Genomic DNA, 20,048 nt, shown 5'->3' with positions numbered 1-20,048 from the left:
ATATATTCTTTCAAGAGTCCGGATTTTCTTTCCGGGCTTTTTTTTATGTTATATCAACCACCAGACTTTATTGGATTTAGTAAATAAGAAAAGCACGTTAAAAAAACGTGCTTCATATATAAATGTTTATTATTTGTAGTCTAAGCTTCGCAGCTTGAACAAGACACAAAGTTCACCATCATTTCTTTAGATACTGATGAGCTTCTTTGATAATATAAAGTTTTTACTCCTTTTTTCCATGCCTCGATGTACAGGTAGTTGACATCTTTTACAGGCATTGTAGATGGAATCTGTAAGTTTAATGATTGTGCCTGGTCAATATACTGTTGTCTTTGAGCAGCCTGAGAAATAATTTCCATTGGAGAGATCTCCTTGAATGTTTTGAATACTGCTTTTTCTTCTTCAGACAACTCAGCTAAATGCTGAACAGAACCATGGTTCAACATAATAGTTCTCCATGTCTCTTCATTATCAAGTCCTTTTTCTTCTAATAATTTTGCCAGATACTTGTTCTTACGCATAAAGTTTCCTTTAGCCAAACCAGCTTTGTAATAGTTAGATGCAAAAGGCTCAATTCCAGGAGAAGTTTGTCCTAAAATAGCTGAACTTGAAGTGGTAGGAGCGATAGCCATTACCGTAGTATTTCTCAACCCGTAACCTTTCAATAATTCAGGTTCTCCATAGATATTAGCTAATTCTCTTGAAGCCTGTTCTGCTTGTTCTTTAATATGTTTAAAAGCTCTTGCATTGAACTGAGTAGCCTCGAAACTTTCAAACGGAATCATGTTTTTCTGTAAATAAGAATGATATCCTAAAGCACCTAGCCCAAGAGCTCTATGACGCAATGCAAAATTTCTCGCTCCCTGCAGATAATAGTTTCCTTCTGTTTTGTCAATAAATTCAGTTAAAACAGCATCTAAGAAATAAACAGCTAATTTTACAGCATCCGTATCTTTCCACTCATCATACAATTCTAAGTTCATGGAAGATAAACAGCAGATAAATGATTCCTCTCTTGTCGAAGGAAGCATGATTTCAGAACAAAGATTACTTGCGTTTACAGTTAATCCTAAATCTTTGTAAACTTGTGGCTTATTTCTATTTACATTGTCTGTAAAGAAAATATAAGGAAGACCTTTTTGCTGACGGCTTTCTAAAACTCTTGCCCAGATCTTACGCTTATCCATATCACCATCGATCATGTCCTGCATCCAGTAATCCGGAACACAGATTCCTGTAAATAAATTCTGGATCGGGCTTCCGATATCTTTGATTGATAAAAATTCTTCAATATCTCCATGGTCGATATCCAAATATGCAGCAAAAGCTCCTCTTCTTACTCCTCCCTGTGAAACCACGTCCATTGCAGTATCAAACAATTTCATGAAAGAAACAGCTCCTGAAGATTTTCCATTATCAGTCACTGCAGTTCCTCGGTTACGAAGCTCCCCGAAATATCCAGAAGTTCCACCTCCAATTTTTGTCTGCATGATGACCTCACCCATTTTGTGGGTAATCCCTTCAATACTGTCTGGAATGTGAACGTTGAAACAAGAGATAGGAAGACCTCTTTGAGTTCCCATATTAGCCCAAACCGGAGAAGAGAAACTGATCCACCCTTTAGTGATCATTTCCTTGAAAGCCGGCTGTAATTCCGGTTTATATAATTTTTTGGCAGCAGCAGTTGTAATTCTGTCAATTGCCCCATCTACAGTTTCCCCTTTTAACAGATACCCTCTGTTCAGCATTTGCTCAGACTCCTCGTTGAGCCACCATATATTTGTGTTTTGTTCCTCCATAGTTGTTATATTTTCGAATTCCTGAATACTTTATTGCAGTCAGGAATTTTGTATTATTAAATTGATTGTAAAAATTCTACTTTGTGGGAATCATTCAGTCCACTCTCATCTCTTAATCTTTGAAATTCTTTAAAAGATGGTATATTCAGAACCTCATGTTGTACCTCTTCATTGATGTAATTTGAATAATGTAAAAATGTAACGCCATCCTCTTTTGCAAACACCTTATATTCAAATGTTGATTGATCCAATTGCTTGAAGTCATTCAGAAACTTTTGAATATTCGCTTTGTTTTCTGAAACGTATTCAGGCTTTACAGTATAGGTTACAATTACGTTAATCATCTTTGTGTTTGGAGTTTGTTGTCATTTTCAGAAAAAAATCTTTTTCTGAAAGGACAGATTCTTGTTATTAAATTACTTGTCAGAAATTGTTTTAATTAAAACAGATCGTTCGCTGTAATACTCTTATCATGTTTTGTATAGTCTACAGGTCTTTTCGCAAAGAAATCATCCATAGAGTTAGCAAACACTTCTTCTTCAAACCATTTCATTGGACGGTATTGTTCCGGAGAAATGTTGTAACGCGTTTCCATATTGATTTTCTTTAAACTGTCATCAACACGGTATTTCATGAAGTTTAATAAATCTTCTTTTGAGAACACGCTTATTTCTCCTAATTCGAATATCCAATCTAAGATTTCGCCTTCTAATTCTACAGATTGATCCACTAGCGTGTAGATATCTTCAATATCAGAATCAGTTAATAACTCAGGTTGTTCTTCACGAATTTTATTGATTAAATAAATTCCTGCATTAGCATGGATTTGCTCATCCACAGAAGTCCAGGCAATAATATTAGAAACGTTTTTCATATATCCTTTAAATCTGGTGAAAGAAAGGATGATCGCAAATTGTGAGAAAAGAGATACGTTCTCAATAAGGATACTGAATAATAATAATGAAGAAACATATTCCTTTGGTGTAGAAGAATTAGCATGCTTAAGAACGTTTGACAAAAAGTCAATTCTCTTTTTCACAGCCGGAACTTCTATTACATTACTAAATTCTTCATTATATCCTAGTACCTCTAATAAACGGGAATACGCTTCTGAATGGCGAAATTCACATTCTGCAAAAGTTGCTCCCAAACCATTAAGTTCAGGTTTTGGCATATGATTATATAGGTTTCCCCAGAATGTCTTTACAGACACCTCAATCTGTGCAATAGCTAATAAGGCATTTTTCACAGCATTTTTTTCATGCGGTTCTAACTGCGAATGAAAATCCTGAATGTCTGCAGTAAAATCCACTTCTGAATGTACCCAGAACGATTTATTAATCGCTTCTACAAATTGAAGAACCTCAGGGTATTCAAATGGCTTGTAACTTACTCTCTTATCAAAAATTCCCATATTAAAAATGTGTTTAAATTAAAATAATTAGATCACTGTGGATAAAACTCAAAGAATAAATAACGGCTTGATTTGTTGTAACTTATATTTAAAAGTTTTTCACAAGAAAAGTGTTTTTATTATTTGTTAGTGCGAAGCACAAAGTTCGAAAAAAAGAAATGATTTTGAAAGGGGTAAACACTAATTGGTTGACTTTTAACCGTAAAAGTTTTCCACATTTACATGAAACAAGCACTGATATTGGTTTAACTACACTAATAGGCAGTAAATAAATATTTTTGATAAGTTACAGTTAAACAAATATTTTTAAATATCTATTAATAAAGGGTTAATATATTAAACAGTAAAAAATTACAATTAATTTCTATTCTTGTAACAAATTGAAATTATCTTCTACTTATTGAGTATAAAACATAGATCACTTAATGTTAGTAATTCAGGATTTAAACAAATCATACGATACCGGGAAAAGTAAACTGCACGTTCTCAAAGGAATTAATCTGAATATTTCTGAAGGCGAGTTTGTTTCCATTATGGGAAGTTCGGGTTCAGGAAAATCTACACTCCTTAATATTATAGGTATTCTGGACGAAAAGGATTCGGGTACTTATGAGCTGGATGGTGTTCCAATCGAACATTTATCAGAGGTGAAGGCTGCTGAATACAGAAGTAAATTTCTGGGATTTATTTTCCAGTCTTTTAATTTGATCGGATATAAAACAGCTTTAGATAATGTAGCTCTTCCTTTGTATTATCAAAATGTAGCCAGAAAAGAACGTAACCAGATCGCAATGGAATATTTAGAGAAAGTAGGCCTTGCTCAATGGGCTACGCATCTCCCAAATGAACTTTCAGGTGGACAAAAACAAAGGGTAGCGATTGCAAGGGCTTTGATTACCAATCCTAAAGTTGTGCTGGCCGATGAACCTACCGGAGCTTTGGATTCAAAAACAACTCATGATATTATGAAATTGCTTCAGGATATTAATAATGAAGGAAAGACAATTATTGTGGTTACCCATGAGCCGGATGTTGCAGCACAAACTAAAAGAAATGTTATTCTGAAAGATGGGATTATTGAAAGCGATGAATTTATAAAACAGATTGTTTTGTAAACAGTGAACCTTACATTGACTTTAAAAAAGTAAAAAAAATAAAATTATGTTTGACCTGGATCGTTGGCAGGAAATATTCAGCTCTATTCGCAGTAATGTATTGCGGACAGTACTTTCCGGATTTACTGTAGCACTGGGGCTATTTATCTTTATCGTTCTTTTTGGAATAGGTAAAGGTCTTCAAAACGCTTTTACAGAGGGTTTTGCAAGAGATGCCCAAAATCTGATTTCCATTTTTACAGGGAAAACTACACTTGCTTATAAAGGATTACAGTCTGATCGTACCGTTACAATGAATAATGATGACTACAATTTCCTTGTTAATGAAGATAAAGAAAAAGTGGGCCACGCATCACCAAGATATGAGGCTAACTTATTGGTAAAGTATGGAAAGGAAAGTGGGACCTATCAGGTACATGGAACCGATTCTGAAGAAAAATTTATAGAAAACCGAAAAGTTCTTGAAGGCCGGTACCTGAATGCCGGTGATCTCGATAGAAAACAAAATGTTGCTGTTATAGGAAGGATGGTACAACGGGATTTAATTAAGAATGGAAGTCCTATAGGAAAAGACCTTAATATTAATGGAACTATGTTTAAGGTAGTTGGGGTATTTTCTGATGATGGAGGAGACTGGGATGAGCGGCATATTAGTATCCCTATCACAACTTTACAGCAAATGAAAAAAGGCTCTGATACCGTAAATACAGTCTATATTGCTTATAGCGAAAACCTTAATCCACAGCAGGCAATAAAGTATGGTAATGAGCTTAAAGATAGATTGAAAGCCCGGAAAAATGTTTCTCCGGATGATGAAAATGGAGTCCGTGTTTGGAATAATGCTGAAAATATGAATGATACATTTACATTCATAGCAGTAATCACAGGAATCGTAGGATTTATTGGTTTGGGAACCCTGATTGCCGGTATTATTGGAATCAGTAATATTATGGTGTATATCGTTAAGGAAAGAACACAGGAAATAGGGGTGAGAAAAGCCATTGGAGCAAAACCAAAAAGTATTGTAGCATTAATTGTTCAGGAAAGTGTTGTTATTACCGTGGTTTCAGGGTTTGTAGGGGTAGGACTTGGTATATTGACTCTTAATCTGATAGGAAATAAGCTTGAAGAATTTTTTATTAAAAATCCTAGTGTAGGAGGAGTAGAAGTCTTTATGGCATTTTTAGCCTTGGTTTTTTCAGGACTTATCGCTGGTTTCGTTCCGGCTTATAGAGCATCAAAAATTAAACCTATCGAGGCATTGCGATCAGAATAGAACCGACAGCTATTAATAATATTTAAAAAAATATAATCAAACTCATAACTAGCATCAATGAACATCATATTTAAAAAGGATACCTGGCAGGAAATTTATTATTCACTGAGAAATAATAAACTACGGACATTCCTTACCATGATCGGAGTGGGTTGGGGTATGTTTTTGTACGTAAGCTTGCTTGGAGCGGCAAAAGGGATGGAGAATGGTTTTGATAAATTATTCTCGGGCTTTGCAACAAACTCCATTTTTCTTTGGGCTCAGAAAACTTCCATTCCTTATGAAGGTTTTCCAAAAGGTAGAGAGATGAAACTGCACTTGCCTGATATGGAAATGCTGAAAAGGAAAGTGCCGGAAATAGATTATATATCGCCACAAAATGCAAGAGGAAGTTTTACAGGAACACCTGGAGAATCAATGTCTAGAAATGGTAAAAGTGCTACCTATTCACTTTCCGGAGATTATCCTGTAGGAAATAAAATTTCGGAGAAAAAACTGATTTTCGGACGTTACATCAATGATGCCGATCTGTCAGGAAATAAAAGTGTTGCGGTGATTGGAGAGGAAGTCTATAAAAACTTTTTTGATTCTAAAAAGAAAGAAAACCCAATTGGGAAATCAATCAATGTAAAAGGGTTGTTTTTTAATATCATTGGTGTTTTCAGAGTAAAAAAGGGAGGTGGTTTTGAAAATGACAGGACTGTATTTATTCCACTTTCTACCTATACAAAAATGTATAATGCCGGCGACAATATTGATATGTTTGCTATCGTTGGCAGACCTGAAGCAGATCTGAAAGTTGTAGAAGAAAAAGTAAAACAAGTATTAAAAATTAAAAATAAAGTTTCACCAGAAGATACCAATGCCTTCGGAAGTTTTAATCTTGGAAAAGAATTTGGCAAATTAACAGGATTCCTTACAGGGATGCAGCTTTTAACAATTATCGTAGGAACATTAACGATCCTTGCCGGAGTTATTGCGATCTCAAATATTTTATTGATTACCGTAAAAGAAAGAACAAAAGAAATCGGGATCAGAAGAGCCTTAGGAGCGAAGCCTTCGGAAGTAAGAAATCAGATTCTGTTGGAAAGTGTTGTGATCACATTATCTTCCGGGTTGTTAGGATTTATGTCGGGAATATTTGTGCTCATGATCCTCAATATGGCTACTCAGAATCAGGATGCTTTTCCATTCTATAATCCAACGGTCAATTACGGAAATGTATTCGCAGCGATGGCTGTGATGGTGGTGCTTGGATTGATTATTGGAATGATCCCTGCTCAGAGAGCCGTAAAAATCAGACCTATTGAAGCATTGAGATCAGAATAATTGAAATTTTAAACCATTTAAATAAAAAAATAAACTAGAGATATGAAAAAGAAATTCACTTTGAAAAAAGCCATTTATATATTGTTGGGGCTTTTATTTGTAGTGGCATTATTCTCAGGAATTGGTTATCTTATAAAATCTAATTCAAAAGAGAGTGAGGCGTTCCTTACGCGAAAACCAACGATCCAGAATATGGATGATAAAGTAATGGCGACAGGAAAAATTATCCCAAAAGAAGAAATAGAAATCAAACCCAATATTGCGGGTATCATTGATAAAATTTTAGTAGATGAAGGTGATAAAGTGGTAGCAGGACAGCTAGTGGCGACGGTAAGGATTATTCCTAAAATTGATGACGTAAATAATGCGCAGCAAGAGGTTCAGAACTCTCAGCTTCAGATTAGTAATGCTAAATTGAATGTAGACAATATGCAGAAGCAATTTGATATGCAGCAGAAGCTTTATAGCCAGGGAGTGATCTCTAAACAGGATTATTTAAATTCTCAACAGCAATTGTATTCTCAGCAACAGACCCTTAAGAATGCTAATCAGCAGTTGCAGACCGCTCAGAAAAGATTACAGATCGTAAAAACCGGAGTAACACCGGAGCTTCAAGGATTTGCTACAACACAGATCCGTTCTAAAGCAGCGGGAACTGTACTTGACGTTCCTGTAAAAGTAGGAAGTCAGGTAATTGAGGCTAACTCTTTTAATGCAGGAACAACAATTTGTTCTATTGCAGATCTTAATTCACTGATCTTCCAGGGAGAAATTGATGAAGCTCAGGCAGGAAAGTTGAAACAGGGAATGCCAATGAATATCGTAATTGGGGCTCTTCAGAATAAAACGTTCCCTGGAAAATTAACGATGATTGCTCCTAAAGGAAAAGATAATTTAGGAACTATTAAATTCCCGGTGGAAGGTGATGTTAGCAATCCTAGCAATGAATACATCAGAGCTGGATTCTCAGCAAACGGAGAGATTGTATTAAATTCTCAAAAAAATGCTTTGCTATTGGATGAATCACTCGTTCAATATGAAAAGAGTAATGGAAAAGATAAGCCTTTTGTTGAAGTGAAACAGAAAGATGGAAAGTTCAAGAAAGTATATGTGAAGTTAGGTGCTAGTGATGGGATCAATGTACAAGTGCTTTCAGGGATTGATAAAAATTCTGAAGTGAAAGTTTGGAACCCTTCTGATAAAGACAAGGAAGAACTTAAAGAAAAACAAAAATAATAAACTAACTAGATACATTTATCTGAGATCCCGGAAAGTAATTTCCGGGATTTTTTTATGTAATGAAATTGTTACTTGAAGTGTTTTAAAAGAAATGATTTTCTAAATTTGAACGGTTTATAAAATATAATTATGTGTAGATATGCAGGGAAAACATATAAATCCAATTATGCCTGTTTTAAATGTAAAAAATCTTTTAAGCAGGCACATCCAAATGATATTCTAGTTCGGATAAAGAAGGATAAAATCTTTCATGAGCCTAAAGGAAAGTCTGTTCGAAAAGTTGGACACTTTTTTACTAAAGCAGAAAGAAGTAAGCTATCGGAATTGGTTAACGAAATAGAATCACGGCCGATAAAATGTCCCGAATGTGGAAGCTTAATGGCTGATTTAGGCAAAGATTTTAGAGTGCCTAAAAAAGGAGCCAATAAAGAATGGAAAATTATTGAAGGGCTGTTTAGAGTAGGGAAGTATTTTCATAGCTGTGGATGCAATGGGATTGGATATATACCTCGGAATCTAAATGACTATAAAGAGTATTTAAAATTAGCTTTACGGGAATATCATGAGTATATTATTTTTTATCAGGATAAAACGACGAGTGAATATCCGGATAAGATGGAGAGAGTTAATTACTGGAATGAAAGAATAACAGATGTTAAAAATGAAATGATGAAACAAAATTTTAATATGAATTAAATCTATTTAGGAATGAAAAAAAATACCCTGATATTGCTTCTTTTTATTATCGTAAAATTTATTCTTCAATATTCACTGATCAGTCCTGAATATGAATTACAGCGGGATGAGTACTTACATATTGATCAGGGAAGTCATCTTGCGTGGGGGTATTTGTCGGTTCCTCCTTTTAGTTCCTGGTTTGCGTGGTTGATTCAAATACTGGGAGGGTCTGTATTCTGGGTTAAATTTTTTCCGGCTTTATTCGGGGCATTAACTATGCTTGTGGTCTGGAAAATCATTGAAGAATTGAAAGGAGGATTGTTTGCTCAGGTTTTAGCTTCTCTGGGGTTGCTGTTTTCTGTGCTTTTACGGTTAAATATGCTTTTTCAACCAAACTCCTCAGAAGTACTTTTATGGACTTTGTTTTTTTATAATTTAATTAAATATCTGAATACAGAAAAAGTAAAATGGCTTTATTTCGCAGGTGTGGTTTTTGGGTTAGGTGTTTTAAATAAATATAATATTGCTTTTCTGGCATTGGGTTTTATTCCTGCACTTTTGTTAACAAAACAAAGGGAAATTTTTAGTAACAAACATACATATTGGGCTGGCCTCATCACTTTAGTTATTGTTTTCCCTAATCTTTTATGGCAATATCATAATAATTTTCCGGTTATTCATCATATGAAACTGCTGTCTGAAAACCAATTGGTGAATGTAAACAGATTTGATTTTTTTAAGTCTCAGCTATTGTTTTTTATAGGTGTTACTTTTGTTATAATATTTGGTTTTTACGCTTTGTTATTTTACAAACCATTTGAGAAGTTCAGGTTTTTCTTTTGGGGATATGTAATTTCAATAACGCTGTTCGTATTTTTTAAAGCCAAAGATTATTATGCGATAGGTCTTTACCCTGTTTATGTTGCCTTTGGAGCGGTCTACCTGGATTACATTTTGAAAGACGGATGGAAGCGGTTTCTCAAGCCCATCTGTATCCTGCATCCTATAATCTTATTTATCCCGATGTATCGCATTTCATTTCCTAATAAAAGTCCTGAGTTTATTGTGAACAATCCGGAGCGATATAAAAAATTTGGATTGTTGCGTTGGGAGGATGGAAAAGATCACTCTTTGCCTCAGGATTTTGCAGATATGCAAGGATGGAAAGAATTGGCTCAAAAAGTAGATAAAGAATATTCCAAATTATCGAAGACAGGAAAAACATTAGTTCTATGTGATAATTATGGTCAGGCTGGAGCTATTAATTATTATTCCAAGATGGGAATAAAGGCAGTCTCATTCAATGCTGATTATATCAATTGGTTTGATCTTAAGGACAAATATTTTAACTTAATAAGAATAAAGGACAATGATAATGATGATGAATTAAAAGAGACAGGTCCTTATTTTGAGGTTTCAAAAAAGGCTGATTCTATTACCAATCCTTTTGCAAGAGAAAAAGGTACGCTTATTTTTAGTTTCAGCCAGGCAAAAGTAGATGTTAGAGGGAAAATAAGGAAGGAAATTGATGATGTTAAAAGTGAATTTTAAAAGGCTTTATTATTGCAATTATGTTGCGTTATTTAAAAATTATCATATCTTTGTTTTAATTTTTATTTGAAACCATGGAAGGAAATCATTTTGATATCATAATAATTGGAGGGAGTTATGCCGGGCTTTCAGCAGCAATGGCTTTAGGAAGATCTTTAAGAAATGTTTTGATTATAGATAACGGTAAACCTTGTAACGAACAAACTCCTCATTCACATAACTTTCTCACGCAGGATGGTAAAACTCCGAAAGAGATCAGTGAAATAGCTAAAGCACAAGTTAGGAACTATCATTCTGTAGAGTTTTATGATGATACTGCAGTAAAAGTGATGAACATCCAGGATAGCTTTGAAGTTACAACAAAATCCGGGCAAGCATTCAGAGGTAAAAAACTGATCGTTGCTGCAGGAATTTTTGATATGAAACCAGGTATTCCAGGGTTTAGTGAATGTTGGGGGATTTCTGTTCTGCATTGTCCCTACTGCCATGGATATGAAGTTAAGTATGAAAAAACCGGAATTATCGGAAATGGAGATTTTGCTTTTGAATTTTCAAAAATGATTTCCCACTGGACAAAAGATCTCACCTTATTTACCAATGGAAAGTCAGATCTGGATGAAGGTCAGAGAAGAAAATTGCAGGAAAATAATATTCAGGTCAATGAAAACGAAATTGAAAGCCTGGAGCATATTAATGGAAAAGTGGAGGCTATAGTTTTTAAAAATGGAAGCAGGTCACAAGTAAAAGCTATTTATTCAAAAGTTCCTTTTGTACAAAACCTAAATATTTTAGAAGATTTAGGAATTGAACTGGCTGAGTCTGGCCATATTAAAACGGATGCTTTTTATAAAACAAATATCTACGGTGTTTATGCCTGTGGAGATAGTTCTTCAATGATGCGTTCAGTTGCTAATGCTGTCGGGTCGGGAAATACCGCGGGAGCTATGGTAAATAAAGAGCTTATTGAAGAAGAATTTTAATTAAATTTTAAGTGTTTTAGTATTCCCTGTTGCATTTGTTTGTAGCAGGGAATTTCTTTTATAATATTTTTTTGTGAATTATTGAGTAGAAATACAGGAATTTATTCTGACTGGAAATATTGTAGATAGGGATTTGGAAATGAGTGATTTTTATGAAATTTTATTCCAAAAATCATCCTTAGACTTACTGAAATCTTGCAGGAAATTCCGTACATTTGGACTGGAAAATCTTAAAAACTTAAAGTAAAATGGATATTATTTTCGACCTGATTGAAAAGGAAAAACAAAGACAAACCCATGGATTAGAGCTGATCGCATCAGAAAATTTTGTTTCTGATAATGTAATGAAAGCGATGGGTAGTGTACTGACTAACAAATATGCAGAAGGATACCCTGGTAAAAGGTACTATGGTGGATGTGAAGTAGTAGATGAGGTCGAAACTTTAGCAATAAACAGAGCGAAGGAGCTTTTTGGAGTTGATTATGTAAATGTTCAGCCTCATTCCGGGTCTCAGGCCAATGCTGCCATTTATCTTGCAGTTTTGAAACCAGGAGATAAGATTATGGGAATGGATCTTTCAATGGGAGGACATTTAACTCATGGTTCTGCAGTTAACTTTTCAGGAATTCAATATAATGTTGTTTCTTATGGGGTACAGCAGGAAACTGGTTTGATCGACTATGATCAAATGAGAGAGGTGGCTTTAAGAGAAAGACCAAAGATGCTTATCGCAGGTTTTTCAGCTTATTCAAGAGATTTAGATTATGCGAAATTCAGAGAAGTGGCAGACGAAGTCGGAGCTACGTTGTGGGCAGATATTGCACACCCGGCAGGTTTGGTGGCGAAGGGATTATTGAATTCTCCGTTTGAACATTGCCACGTAGTAACTACAACTACTCATAAAACATTAAGAGGTCCTAGAGGAGGTATGATTATGATGGGGAAAGACTTCGAAAATACGTATGGTCACAAAACACCAAAAGGAGAAATTAAGATGATGAGTCAGGTTCTTGATGGAGCTGTTTTTCCGGGAATTCAGGGTGGACCACTAGAACACGTTATCGCAGGTAAAGCAATTGCTTTCGGTGAAGCTTTGGATGTTCAATTTGAAACGTATGCTAAGCAGGTTAAATCTAATGCTCAGGCATTAGCAAAAGCAATGATCAGTAGAGGTTTTGATATTGTGAGTGGAGGAACGGATAATCATTTGATGCTTGTAGATCTTAGAAATAAGGGAGTAAATGGAAAGGAAACTGAGAAAGCATTGGTATTAGCTGATATCACCTGTAACAAAAATATGGTTCCTTTTGATGATAAATCACCTTTTACAACATCAGGGATTAGACTGGGAACTGCAGCGATCACTACAAGAGGGTTGAAGGAGAATGATATGGAAACTATTTCAGAATTAATCTCTGAGGTTGTTGATAATATCAAAAATGAAGAAGTTCTTACCTCAGTAAGAAAAAAGGTAAATGAACTAATGGAAGGGAAGGCTTTATTTAACTACTAGTTTTTTAGCTAATTTGAAATATAAAGAATGAGCAACAACTGCTCATTCTTTTTTTATAAACTTATGGATAAGAAATCTTATACTTTTGAGGAAATTAAACAGAAGCTGGTTAACTATTGTGTTTATCAGGATCGGTGCCATGCTGAAGTAGATCAAAAGATGAGGGAATTTATGTTGATTCCCGAAGCTAAAGAAGAAATTCTTTTATACCTGTTGCAGGAAAATTATTTAAATGAAGAAAGATTTACCAGAAGTTATATCAGAGGTAAATTTTATATAAAGCATTGGGGAAGAAATAAAATCAGGATCAATTTGAAACAAAAACAAATTTCAGAAAAACTTATAAATGCCTGTTTTGATGAAATCGATGAAGATGATTATGTGAAAACAATCAGAAAAAACTTCGAAGATTATTATTCGAAGCTCAAAGAACCTAAAGAGTATCAAAGAAAGTCTAAAACCATAAAATATTTGATGGGTAAAGGTTTTGAATACGAAATGATCTTACAGATCATAGATAATTAACATATATGTAATTTCCACGGAGATTATTTTAGCGTAAAAAAAAATAGTTTTGCTTAGATTTAAATTAAATATGAATTGGAATCAGAAATAATGAGGTATAATTTAATTCTTTTCTATATTTTTTATTTTGATCTGTTAATTTTTATAATATAAGGCTTTTATACGTAATACATTACATAAATTTATTAAGAAAAAATTAAAATTTTAATTAAGGGATGTAATAAGTGGCACGAAAAATGCATGTGGTTTGCAATATTTACATTTCGGATTTATATCTAAAAAAGGGTAAAAATACGGTATGAATTATGAAGGAAATTTGTGAATTTTGTACTATATTAAAGTTATTAACAATAATATGGATGAGGAATATAGATCTGTTGGAAATAGATAACATAGAAAAAGAAATTAATTTTTGCATTTAGAAATATGAATATTATCTATTACCTTTGCCAAGCTAATAAAATCACCTAATGTTGAATGAAAAAGTTGCATGAAGCTTTTAATGCTCTTTACAATGGCGATAACATTGTGAAAATTACCAAATTGAGATATGTACCCCGATGGGTTGTAATTCTGATTGATATTTTTATTATATTATTTTCTATATTGCTTTCACGTCTGTTCCTAAGAAATCTAGATGTTAAAGTCAATTTTCCAGAGTATACTTTTCAGAAAAGAATTTTACTGATAGGAACGAATATCTTATTTATGTATGTCTTTAAAACCTATGCGGGAATTATAAGACATTCTACATTTTTTGATTTCTTCAAAATCATACTATCATCTGGTAGTACGCTGGTAAGTCTGTTAATAATAAATTATATTTCCCAGTTAGCTATGGGAACATCCCTGTTTCTATACCCTAATTTATTCTTATATTTTCTTATTTCAGTATCTATAATGTTCTTCTTTAGAATGGTAACAAAGCAATTCTTTAATATTCTTATTGATATTAAAGGAGCTTCTTCTAAGGTAAGGATAGCTGTTGTAGGCGTGGGTGAAGCTTCTGTAGCTTTAGCCCGTGCAATTATGCATAATCCAAATTATCCATACCGATTACAGGGGTTTCTTACAGGGAGATCGGATTCTAACCGTGCCCTGTTACTTGGGTATAAGATCTATAATAAAAATCAATTCTTTAAAAGTGATAAATTGATAAAACAGTTCGATGCTGTCTTATTAATTAAGGAAATCATGACAAAGCAAGAAATTGAAGAATGGATGACCTTAGCTTTAGATAATGGATTAAAAGTTTTAAAAGCTCCTACACTCAGTAAAATGAGAGACAGTGATTTGGTGGGGGGAATCAGTAACCTTCAGATTGAAGATTTATTAAACCGCAAACCAATCAAGATCGAGAGTGAGGATGTAAGGAAGAGACATTTTGAAAGAAATGTTCTGGTAACAGGGGGTGCCGGATCTATTGGTAGTGAAATTGTGAGACAGGTTTCACAATTTAATCCTTCATTGATCGTTGTGCTCGATCAGGCAGAATCACCTTTATATGAGTTGGAACTCGAGTTGTTGGAAAAATTCCCGGATCAGAAGTTCAAATTTGTATTGGCAGATATTTCGAACAGTTACAGATTAGAGAAAGTATTTGAAGACTATCAGTTTTCAATGGTTTATCATGCTGCTGCCTATAAACATGTACCATTAATTGAAGAAAACCCTCATGAGGCAATTTTCGTCAATATATTAGGAACAAAAAACCTTTCTTTATTATCTAAAAAATATAAGGTAAACCGTTTTGTAATGGTTTCTACGGATAAAGCTGTCAACCCTACCAATGTAATGGGTGCTTCAAAAAGAGCAGCAGAATTGTTTGTACAGTCTTTACAGAACTCACCTGGAAATACAACTAAATTTATAACTACCCGTTTTGGAAACGTTTTAGGTTCAAATGGTTCAGTAATTCCTCATTTCAGAAAACAGATCGAGAAAGGAGGACCGGTAACAATTACGCACCCTGATATCATCCGTTATTTTATGACAATACCTGAAGCGTGCGAATTGGTGCTTCAAGCCGGAACTATGGGGAATGGAGGGGAAATCTATGTGTTTGATATGGGTGAACCTGTTAAAATTTTAGATCTTGCCAAAAGAATGATAAAATTATCCGGATATACACCGGATGTCGATATCAAAATTACATTTATTGGTTTGAGGCCAGGAGAGAAGTTATATGAAGAACTTTTAAGTAATAATACGGTTACCATTCCAACTCACCATGAGAAAATTCTGATCTCTAGAGATCCTTTGATGGAATTTGAAGAAGTTGATATGTTGTGTAAACAGATTATTTTAGCAGCTGTAAAAAGAGATAAATTGCAGGTTGTTAGAATATTAAAAACTATTGTTCAGGAATTTATTAGTAATAATTCGGAATTTGAAATTTTAGATAGAGAACCTTTAGTAGAGGAATAAGTCATAGATCAACATATTAATACACTAATCAATAAGAGTAAATCAACGCATGTTTTGCGAGAAAATTAATTATCCTATTTTTGTGGAAAAATTATCAGGAATGAGTTTAAAGTATTTTATTTATGGAGCTGTAAGTTTGGCTATGTTTTCTTGTGCGACCAAGCAGGATATTAATTATATGAAAGATATCGATAATATCGCATTGGAAAATTCAATTAAGAATAGCAGAGTAGATCTTCAGCCAGGAGACCAGTTGATTATTACAGTCTCTGCAAAGGATCTGGATGTCGTAAAACCGTTTAATCAAAATTATTCTTCAAACTCTACGATTACACAATACTCTGTACCAAGTTCTAACAATCTTCCACAACAGGTTCCTGTGTCAGGACCTACTTATGTTATAGATACAAGTGGGAATATTATTTTTCCTCAAATAGGGCAAATAAGTACAAAGAATGAAAATATTGAGACGCTACGTACTAAACTGGTTGGTTTAATATCGGATTATGTGAAAAATCCGATTGTGGATGTTAAGCTGGTTAATTTTAAAGTTTCTGTGCTTGGAGAAGTTGCCCGACCGGGAACCTATATGATACCTGACGGAAATTCTACTTTGCTGGGGGCTCTTGGTTTAGCAGGAGATCTTACGGTATATGGAGTTAGAAATAACATATTAATTGTTCGAAACGTAGACGGTCAGATTAGCAAGGAAAGAGTTGATCTTACAAGTGCTAATTTTATTAATTCGCCGTATTACTATCTTAAGCAGAATGATGTTGTATATGTTCAGCCTAGTACGAATAGAGAAAAAGCAGCAAGAGTAGACCCAAATACAGGACTTTATATTTCTGTTGCTTCAGTAATAGCTTCGATCACTGTAGGAATTTTGGCTTTGATTAAAAATTAGTAAAACATAGAAATTTTTAGAATAATAATCACCAAAAGGGTGGTTTTCAAATCACAAATAATAGGAAAAATGTAAAGTATGTCTGGTCGTACATAGTTTGTATGATGAAAACATAACTTTCAGTAGACTTAAATAATATCATGAATAAAACAATTATTAAATACCTTTTAATCTTGGCAGTGGTCTTAGTATCATGTAAGCCTAAGCAGAATATGGTATATATGTCAAAACATAATATGGAGGAAGAAGTTGCCAAAGCTAAGTTTCAGGGGCTTCATATTCAGGAAAGTGATGTACTGTTAATTCTTGTTTCTGCACTAGACGAAATAGCTGTAAAGCCTTTCAATCTTAATACTGTAAATAAAGTAGGTAGTGAATCAACTACCGGGATCAACCAATATGTTCAGCCTAGTGAATATATGGTAAACGAAGAAGGGTATATTAATTTTCCTGTTTTAGGAAATGTATATGCTAAAGGAATGACGCAAATCCAATTAAAACAAGAATTGGAATCACGTTTGAAAAGATATCTAACAGATCCTTTGGTTACTATTACTTTAAAAAACTTCAATGTTAGTGTATTGGGAGAAGTTAAGCTTCCTGGACAAAAAGAAAGTCCTACCCAAAAGCTTAATATTTTTCAGGCATTAAGTCTTGCAGGTGATATGACAGATTTTGGAAACCGAACGAATGTAAAACTAATTCGTCCTGGAGATGATGGTGTTGATCAGGTTGTTAATTTGGATTTGTCGAGATCAGATATTGTAAATTCGCCTTATTATTATATGAAACAAAATGATGTACTTTATATAGAACCAGATCATAATAAGCAAGTACAAGCTAACTCTAATCCAAATAGAGCTCTAACATTCCAAATTATTGCTTCAGCATTGGCCGCAGCAACTCTTGTTATTTCTTTAACCCGATAAACTAAAACATGCAGCACATAGAATCTCAGGAAAAAGAAGAAATATTAGATATAAAAAAGATTATTGGACAGTACTTACGTAAATGGCCTTGGTTTATTTGCTCCATTTTAATGTTTATGGTAGGAGCATATGTATATCTAAGATATTCTATCCCTCAATATCAATCAAAAACAACTCTTAAATTCGATAAAAAGGAAACTGATCTGACTTCAGCTTTAGCCGATTTGGATAATTTAGGTATAGGTTTAGGAAACTCAGATGAGATGAAGAGTGAAGTTGCTGTGGTAACATCACGACCTATACTTATGCAGGTTGTTCAAAATTTAAATCTTAGTGTACAATATTTCAGTGCGGGAGAAATTAAAGATTCAGAATTATTTACGCAGATACCTATTACAGGTAAAATTCTTTCATTTAAGAATGAAAAGAAATTTAAATCTGCAGAATATACCGTTACTGAAGTAAAAGAACGTCAATTTACATTAGTTGATGAAAAGAAAGGTGAGATCAAAGGAGAGTTTGATAAACCGCTACATTTAAATTTTGGGACCGTAATTCTACATAAAAATTCAGGGATTGCCTTCAGTTCAAAATATGTTATGGTATTTTGGAATCCGATAGAAAGGGTAAAAAAATTAGAAGAGAAGGTGAAAGTAGATTTACCTGATCAGAAAGCATTGTTGATGGATATTAGCTTGATAGGAGGGGTTCCCGAAAAATCAGAAGCAATACTTAATGAAGTAACTAGACAATATAATCTGGATGGTCTCAGAGATAAAAATCTTCAGGCTAAAAATACACAAGAATTTATTGATAAAAGATTAGAGGTTATTACCCGAGATCTATCAGGAGTGGAAAACCAGAAAGAGGATTTTCAAAATCGTAACCGTATTGTCGATTTAGAAGCACAGGCACAGCTAGCTCTTCAGAATACAAATGATAATACTAAGGCTCTTCTTCAGCAGCAGGCACAGCTTGAATTGCTGAACTCTTTGGCACAGGAAGCAGCGAAAGGAGGAAATCAACTTATGCCTTCCAACCTTGGACTTAATCTTTCACTGGAGCAGGCTATTTCTCAATACAATACACTTCTTATTACTAGAAATAAAACACTAAAACAGGCTACCAATGAAAACCCTGCAGTAGTGGAAATGAACAAAGAAATTGCATCTTTAAAAGAAATCGTTCGCGAGAATATCCGCCAGCAAAAAGAAACGGTGCAAGCTACTATTTCACAGTTCAACAACCAGATTGCTACAAGTACCGGGCTTATTGAGAAGGTTCCTGGGCAATCAAAAATTTATCGTGGTATAGAGCGCCAGCAAAATCTTAAAGAACAGCTTTTCTTATTCCTATTACAAAAAAGGGAAGAAAATGCTATCAATTTATCCGTTAATGTTCCAAAAGCGAAAATTGTAAATCCTGCATTTACGGATGATATTCCTATATCACCAAAGAAAAGTATTGTTTTTCTTGGAGCTATCGTACTAGGGATACTACTTCCTTTTGCTGTATTTTATTTATTCTTTATGTGGGATGATAAAATTTATAACAGAGATGACATAAAAGAGCGTTCCTCTTTAGGTATTTTAGCAGATATACCAACACTAAATGATAAGGAAAGCCATTTGGTACAGAAAAATGATTTTTCTGAATTGGCAGAAGCATTTAGGGTGTTGGTTTCCAATCTTAAATTTGTTTTACCGGTAAAAGATTCTGCTAAAGTAATAATGGTTACCTCTTCGGTTAAAGGTGAGGGGAAAACTTTAGTTTCTGTAAATCTTGCGCTTACGCTAGGAAATAAAAATGGAAGATCGCTGTTAATAGGATCTGATATTAGAAATCCGCAAATTCAGCGATATGACAATGAGCCAATAAAAAGAAAGGGGCTTACAGAATATTTGTATGACGATTCAACTGATATAAATGAACTTATTCATACGTCAGATACTAATCCGAATTGTGATGTTATTTATGCAGGAAGTATACCTCCAAATCCTCAGGAGCTTTTATCTAACGGAAGATATCAAAAACTGATCAGTCAAATGACATCTCAGTATGCTTATATTATTGTGGATTCTGCACCATTGATGCTTGTATCCGATACTCTTAATATTGCAGATGTGGCTGATACAACGTTATATGTTGTAAGATCGGGAGTATCAAGAAATATATTGATAGATTTTACTAATGACTTGGTCAGAGATTCCAAGCTTTCAAATGTATCGTTTGTTATCAATGACGTCTCAAAAAGTGCTGGTGGATATGGATATAACTATGGTTATGGTTATGGCTATACGAAAGATAAAAAAGAAAATTGGTGGCAAAAGCTATTTAAAAAGTAACCTTATTTATTAGAAGATCT

The 20,048-nt window shown here is 34.0% G+C and carries 16 protein-coding genes; 13 read left to right on the top strand and 3 right to left on the bottom strand.

Annotated elements, in window-relative coordinates; translation table 11 throughout:
- Positions 1–140: 140 nt before the first annotated feature.
- From CEY12_RS09865 to CEY12_RS09855, 3 genes are all read right to left on the bottom strand, one after another.
- Complete coding sequence (locus tag CEY12_RS09865; RefSeq protein WP_089027535.1) at positions 141–1,799, bottom strand: ribonucleoside-diphosphate reductase subunit alpha; 1,659 nt, start codon at positions 1,797–1,799, stop codon at positions 141–143.
- 56 nt (positions 1,800–1,855) lie between these two features.
- A complete protein-coding gene (locus tag CEY12_RS09860) occupies positions 1,856–2,143 on the bottom strand; it encodes a hypothetical protein (protein WP_089027534.1) in 288 nt (95 codons plus the stop codon).
- A gap of 95 nt (positions 2,144–2,238) precedes the next feature.
- Positions 2,239–3,213, bottom strand: coding sequence for a ribonucleotide-diphosphate reductase subunit beta (locus CEY12_RS09855; protein WP_089027533.1), 975 nt, complete (start codon positions 3,211–3,213; stop codon positions 2,239–2,241).
- Between the two features lie 425 nt (positions 3,214–3,638).
- On the opposite strand from CEY12_RS09855, the gene CEY12_RS09850 reads away from it, so the two are divergent.
- The 13 genes from CEY12_RS09850 to CEY12_RS09790 all read left to right on the top strand — a co-directional run bounded on the left by CEY12_RS09850 (position 3,639) and on the right by CEY12_RS09790 (position 20,028).
- Positions 3,639–4,328: an ABC transporter ATP-binding protein gene (locus tag CEY12_RS09850; protein ID WP_089027532.1), complete on the top strand. Its 690-nt coding sequence runs from the start codon at positions 3,639–3,641 to the stop codon at positions 4,326–4,328.
- Between the two features lie 46 nt (positions 4,329–4,374).
- Complete coding sequence (locus tag CEY12_RS09845) at positions 4,375–5,604, top strand: ABC transporter permease (protein WP_089027531.1); 1,230 nt, start codon at positions 4,375–4,377, stop codon at positions 5,602–5,604.
- Between the two features lie 57 nt (positions 5,605–5,661).
- Positions 5,662–6,933, top strand: coding sequence for an ABC transporter permease (locus CEY12_RS09840; RefSeq protein ID WP_089027530.1), 1,272 nt, complete (start codon positions 5,662–5,664; stop codon positions 6,931–6,933).
- A gap of 42 nt (positions 6,934–6,975) precedes the next feature.
- Complete coding sequence (locus CEY12_RS09835) at positions 6,976–8,169, top strand: efflux RND transporter periplasmic adaptor subunit (protein ID WP_089027529.1); 1,194 nt, start codon at positions 6,976–6,978, stop codon at positions 8,167–8,169.
- 132 nt (positions 8,170–8,301) lie between these two features.
- Positions 8,302–8,868: a hypothetical protein gene (locus CEY12_RS09830; RefSeq protein ID WP_089027528.1), complete on the top strand. Its 567-nt coding sequence runs from the start codon at positions 8,302–8,304 to the stop codon at positions 8,866–8,868.
- A 12-nt stretch (positions 8,869–8,880) separates the two neighbouring features.
- The gene (locus tag CEY12_RS09825; protein ID WP_089027527.1) at positions 8,881–10,401 is read left to right on the top strand and encodes a glycosyltransferase family 39 protein; all 1,521 of its coding nucleotides are present in this window, start codon (positions 8,881–8,883) and stop codon (positions 10,399–10,401) included.
- 74 nt (positions 10,402–10,475) lie between these two features.
- The gene (locus CEY12_RS09820) at positions 10,476–11,381 is read left to right on the top strand and encodes an NAD(P)/FAD-dependent oxidoreductase (RefSeq protein WP_089027526.1); all 906 of its coding nucleotides are present in this window, start codon (positions 10,476–10,478) and stop codon (positions 11,379–11,381) included.
- A gap of 248 nt (positions 11,382–11,629) precedes the next feature.
- On the top strand, positions 11,630–12,895 hold the full coding sequence (glyA, locus tag CEY12_RS09815) for a serine hydroxymethyltransferase (RefSeq protein WP_089027525.1): 1,266 nt from the start codon (positions 11,630–11,632) through the stop codon (positions 12,893–12,895).
- Positions 12,896–12,958: 63 nt separating this feature from the next.
- The gene (locus CEY12_RS09810; protein WP_089029839.1) at positions 12,959–13,420 is read left to right on the top strand and encodes a regulatory protein RecX; all 462 of its coding nucleotides are present in this window, start codon (positions 12,959–12,961) and stop codon (positions 13,418–13,420) included.
- Between the two features lie 477 nt (positions 13,421–13,897).
- Positions 13,898–15,847 carry a polysaccharide biosynthesis protein gene (locus CEY12_RS09805; protein ID WP_089027524.1) on the top strand — a complete coding sequence of 650 codons (1,950 nt, stop codon included), beginning with the start codon at positions 13,898–13,900 and terminating at the stop codon, positions 15,845–15,847.
- 100 nt (positions 15,848–15,947) lie between these two features.
- Positions 15,948–16,754, top strand: coding sequence for a polysaccharide biosynthesis/export family protein (locus tag CEY12_RS09800; protein WP_089029838.1), 807 nt, complete (start codon positions 15,948–15,950; stop codon positions 16,752–16,754).
- Positions 16,755–16,975: 221 nt separating this feature from the next.
- On the top strand, positions 16,976–17,683 hold the full coding sequence (locus CEY12_RS09795) for a polysaccharide biosynthesis/export family protein (protein ID WP_228409833.1): 708 nt from the start codon (positions 16,976–16,978) through the stop codon (positions 17,681–17,683).
- Positions 17,684–17,691: 8 nt separating this feature from the next.
- Positions 17,692–20,028 (top strand): GumC family protein, encoded by a 2,337-nt coding sequence (locus CEY12_RS09790; protein WP_089027522.1) that lies wholly within the window; start codon positions 17,692–17,694, stop codon positions 20,026–20,028.
- Positions 20,029–20,048 lie beyond the last annotated feature (20 nt).

It is taken from the genome of Chryseobacterium sp. T16E-39 (genome assembly GCF_002216065.1).
Classification (GTDB): domain Bacteria; phylum Bacteroidota; class Bacteroidia; order Flavobacteriales; family Weeksellaceae; genus Chryseobacterium.
Note: the sequence above shows the minus strand (reverse complement) of the source record. Positions and strands in the feature narration are given on the sequence as shown.